Origin of the sequence: Erwinia oleae (assembly GCF_000770305.1) — a bacterium.
In the GTDB taxonomy this organism is placed as follows: domain Bacteria; phylum Pseudomonadota; class Gammaproteobacteria; order Enterobacterales; family Enterobacteriaceae; genus Erwinia; species Erwinia oleae.
In genome coordinates this window covers 1-3,275 of the sequence record NZ_JNVB01000142.1, presented here as the reverse complement: position 1 = coordinate 3,275, position 3,275 = coordinate 1, and the positions used below count along the sequence as shown (strand labels likewise).

Below are 3,275 nucleotides of genomic sequence, written 5' to 3'. Positions count from 1 at the left end.
TTACTTTACCGCGCCATAGCGGAAGAAGGTATGAAGCACGGGCAAGGACGGGCATTCATCATTGCGACGAAGCTACGCACCCGCCAGCCGCCTTATCTCGATATCCCGTTGGTTGATACCAGCGCGGCTGGCGAGCTGGGCGAGGCTGGCGTTGATGGGTGGATAGATTCGCACTTCTGGGAACGGTTCGGAGGCGCGTTAATGGTCGGCATGATCCCCGATATTGGCGCATGGGCATCCAATAGCGCGGGTAAAAAAGACCGCAATACGGACTATACGGAAAACAGTCGCCAGGCTATGGCGGATATGGCACGTACCACGCTGGAGAACAGCATCAATATTCCCCCAACGCTCTATAAGAATCAGGGCGAGATCATCAACCTGATCACGGGAGAGGATATTGATTTTTCAAACATTTACACACTGAAAATCAAACGCTAAAGGAATACGTTATGACGAGAGAAAACAAGAAGCGCATAGCCATTCTGGTTATGTACATTGCACGTATTGTCGGCCAGAGCCTGCGTGATGTACCACTTGTATTACTTATCGCGGGTTTTCTTTTTCTGCTTTTTGCGCCGCCCTCGGCGTGGATGGCCATCAATCAAATTTGGTATCACCTGCGCCCTTTAACTGACCGTGAAGCGGTCATGTTAGGAAAAAGTGTGTCTGGCTTACTCCAGCTTGCCTGGCTGGTTGCTGCCAGTTCTCGCTTCATTCTTTCTGTTGATGAAGTCTCTTCCCGGATGAAAGAGGTAAAAGATGACCGCTAAGAATATTTCCCTCGACCGCTATAAACAGCGTTTATTTGGCGACTTTCTGGAGCTTCCCGGCCTGACGGAGATCGCCGTCAACCGTCCAGGTGAGCTGTATACCAAAATCAACGGCGTATGGGAGCAGCACGCCGTTCCTTTGTCCTATGAGGATTGCTACAACTTTGCCCGGTGCCTGGCAAAGCACCACGGTGACAATATCGAAGATATTAAGCCGGGGCTGTCAGCCACGCTGGAATCTGGCGAACGGTGCCAGGTGATTGTTCCCCCGGCCTGTGAGCGCGATACGGTGTCTATCACCATCCGTAAGCCATCGAAGGTACAAATCCCGCATCAGTCGTATATCGATGCGGGATTTTATAACCGGGTAACAGGCGAGGAAAAAACGGAGACGCACGACGAGGAATTAATTGCATTGTACAATACAAAAAATATTCCTCTGTTTATGGAGAAATGCGTCGAGTACGGTAAAACTCTCGCGGTCGCTGGGGAAACCAGTACCGGGAAAACCACCTATATGAAAATGTTGATAGGGTATATTCCGGTACATCTTCGGATATCAACCATTGAGGACAACCCGGAAATCACGTTCTTTATTCATAAAAACTACGTCCATCTTTTTTATCCGTCAGAATCATCAGATGAAAAAGGTTCTATCGTTACCCCGGCGAGCCTTTTACGCTGGAATTACCGTATGAACCCTGACCGTATTCTGTTGACAGAAGTTCGCGGCGCGGAAGCCTGGGACTTCCTTAAAATAACAGGTTCCGGGCATGAAGGGAGTATGACCTCCATTCACGCAGGATCAGCGAAAGAAGCTATAGATGGGTTTATTACCCGTTGCTATGAAAATCCACAGTGCGCCCAGCTCCCCTATACATTTATGTTACGTAAGGTTCTGGATAGCCTGGACGTGATTGTGAGCATTGATTTAGACGGAAATGTCCGCCGTATGAATGACATTTATTTCCGTCCAATTCATCGAAACCAGTATTTTGAGGAAATGAAAGCATGATAAAGAAACTTAAAGTAATCATGTTGGCGGCAATAATTACCGGATGTTCATCACCACCGCCTCCCGTTCCTGTAGAGTGGGATAAAGCCGCCGCCCCATTAAATACCAGTTTACCTCAATGGAGTAACAATAACGTTATAGTCCCTTCCTCGACAGTTAACGGTAAATGGACATCATCAATCAGCGCAAAAAGTTTCTACGATACAATATGGACTCCAGCAGTATTTTACGCAGTCGCTCATTCAACACGAATTGTCGTCACTGCACAATCCGGTACTGATTTCTTTAATGCCAAAAATTGGCTTCGCCAGAATGGCGCAAAAGGTGTTATTGAATACCAGCCCGTCTTTAATTGTCTGACATGCAGAGAAACCACTATTTATTTCTCTCGCTAATCCATTTAAGCAACACAATCTAATAAGGGTTTACCATGAAAAAAACCGTTATCGCGGCGGCTGTATTATGCCTGACCGCAGGAACGCCGATTTATTCATTTGCTGCTGACCCGTGCGAAGTTGTTCTTTGCATGTACGGAAAAGCTACGGGTAATAGTGGGGGGAGTGAATGCAGTTCAGCAGAACGCGCATTTTTTAAAATCAACGCATTTAAAAAACACCATCGTTTTAATCCGGGTAAAACATTCGATATGCGAAAAGAATTTTTAGGCGAATGTAAAGCAGCAGACCCTGAGGCAATAAGCAAAATTCTTTCAAAGTTCGGCAGAGTGAAAGGATAAATAAAGCACTCAAACCCACTCACATTTAAATAGAGGTTGAAAATGAATAAAGAAGACTTATTTATTAAGAACATCCATTCAAAAAACCAAGACAGAATATCTGTCAAACGCGTTTTTAATAATATTTCAGAGTCAGCCAATAAAGGCTGTGACTTGTACTATGAAATTTACGAAGGGCGATTACTTAGTGGATTGCGCAACTATATTTATCACCTTAATGATTCAGACGCAGAGAAGCTGATAAATTATGCAGCTTCTCAGGGTTACAAGATCGACAATGATTCATATCGCATCTCTAAATTAGCAGAGCAAGAATGCATGGCTGAAATAAGAAAAGAACAAGAGTAATTAGCAAAGGATGGCGCAGCCACCCCGAAGGGGCGGGGCAAATTCGCTTGCGAATTTGGGCGAGTCCGACGCAGGGCGTGGCGCTTTTCGGCATCCTTATTTTTGGCTTCAATTTCGAAGAAATTGCTAAGACAAAGAAATAAGGATGTGGTACGCGGAAAGAAAATTCAATTTCGAAGAAATTGCTAATTTTCAGCATCCGCGCCCACCTGCGAACATTCGCCCATAGCGAATTGAGCAGGCCGGGGGGAGCCGCAAAAATTTTGCCGCCCCAGCGAGCAAAAAGGCACGCCCACGTGCCGTTTTTTGTGGGGGGCTTGCCCCGCACACCGTCGCAGCCAGGTAATATAACCCGCCCCAGCGGGGGATATTACCGATTAGGCGCGACCAACCCCTTTAAAGC

6 protein-coding genes are annotated in these 3,275 nt (G+C 46.4%); all 6 read left to right on the top strand.

What is annotated here, in order from left to right; genetic code table 11:
- Positions 1 to 441, top strand: a 441-nt coding sequence (locus GS12_RS22440) for a TrbI/VirB10 family protein (protein ID WP_034951165.1), incomplete at its 5' end; no start/stop codon positions are given.
- Positions 442 to 452: 11 nt separating this feature from the next.
- Entirely contained in the window at positions 453 to 773 is a 321-nt protein-coding gene (locus GS12_RS22435; protein ID WP_034951159.1) for a hypothetical protein, read from the top strand.
- Positions 763 to 1,788: a P-type DNA transfer ATPase VirB11 gene (gene virB11, locus GS12_RS22430; protein WP_034951158.1), complete on the top strand. Its 1,026-nt coding sequence runs from the start codon at positions 763 to 765 to the stop codon at positions 1,786 to 1,788. The genes GS12_RS22435 and virB11 overlap by 11 nt, the downstream gene beginning before the upstream one ends.
- Positions 1,785 to 2,183, top strand: a complete 399-nt coding sequence (locus GS12_RS23855; protein ID WP_072016950.1) for a cag pathogenicity island Cag12 family protein — start codon at positions 1,785 to 1,787, stop codon at positions 2,181 to 2,183. Before virB11 ends, GS12_RS23855 begins: the two co-directional genes overlap by 4 nt.
- A gap of 35 nt (positions 2,184 to 2,218) precedes the next feature.
- The gene (locus GS12_RS22425; RefSeq protein ID WP_034951156.1) at positions 2,219 to 2,524 is read left to right on the top strand and encodes a conjugal transfer protein; all 306 of its coding nucleotides are present in this window, start codon (positions 2,219 to 2,221) and stop codon (positions 2,522 to 2,524) included.
- A 42-nt stretch (positions 2,525 to 2,566) separates the two neighbouring features.
- Positions 2,567 to 2,872 carry a hypothetical protein gene (locus tag GS12_RS22420; protein WP_034951154.1) on the top strand — a complete coding sequence of 102 codons (306 nt, stop codon included), beginning with the start codon at positions 2,567 to 2,569 and terminating at the stop codon, positions 2,870 to 2,872.
- Positions 2,873 to 3,275: the final 403 nt, after the last annotated feature.

Bases quoted from the DNA above. Each gene is read 5' to 3' on its own strand.
- GS12_RS22435 (WP_034951159.1), top strand. From the start codon at position 453: ATGACGAGAGAAAACAAGAAGCGCATAGCCATTCTGGTTATGTACATT.
- virB11 (WP_034951158.1), top strand. From the start codon at position 763: ATGACCGCTAAGAATATTTCCCTCGACCGCTATAAACAGCGTTTATTT.
- GS12_RS23855 (WP_072016950.1), top strand. From the start codon at position 1,785: ATGATAAAGAAACTTAAAGTAATCATGTTGGCGGCAATAATTACCGGA.
- GS12_RS22425 (WP_034951156.1), top strand. From the start codon at position 2,219: ATGAAAAAAACCGTTATCGCGGCGGCTGTATTATGCCTGACCGCAGGA.
- GS12_RS22420 (WP_034951154.1), top strand. From the start codon at position 2,567: ATGAATAAAGAAGACTTATTTATTAAGAACATCCATTCAAAAAACCAA.